Genomic DNA, 597 nt, shown 5'->3' on the forward strand with positions numbered 1-597 from the left:
TGTTGCCCGGGTTGCCGTCCCAGCCCTCCCACGTGGGGGCGTACAGCACCTGCGTGTACGCGCCGGTGGGGGCGCCGGCGTACGGGGCGATCGGGGCGAGCTGCGGGCGGCCGACCTCGACCACGTCCCGGTCGTCGACGCCGATGTCGGCGAGCTGGTAGCGCTCGCGGGCGGCCGGCCCGGCCACCCAGACCTCGTCGTACGCCTTCGCGTACGGGTTGCAACTGGAGAGCTTGTCGCTCTCGCCGTGGTTGGTGAACGCGTGCTTGATCGAGGGGATGCGCAGCACCTGCGAGGTCTTGCCGGAGTTCGCCGGGTGCAGCAGCACCTTGAGCGTGCTGTGTTCGAGCCGCATCAGGTGGACGACCTTGGGGATGCACACGATCGGGATGTCCGTGGCGTCGATCTTCTGCACCATGAACCGCTCGCGGAGCACGATGATCGGGTTGCCGTCGAGCGCGGCGAGCGTGGAGAGCCACATGTTCGCCTGGTACGCGGACGAGGTGCCGCCCGAGAAGTACATGCCGACCGTCGGCTGGTACTCGGCCAGCCACTGGTCCAGCCACTCCAGGGCCTGCTGCTCGCTCACGGCCCGCT

General features: G+C 69.3%; 1 pseudogene. It reads right to left on the reverse strand.

What is annotated here, in order from left to right:
• Positions 1-597 (reverse strand): annotated as a pseudogene (locus KUM32_RS36315) (hypothetical protein); the annotation flags it as partial.

The organism is Streptomyces sp. AC627_RSS907 (genome assembly GCF_019049165.1).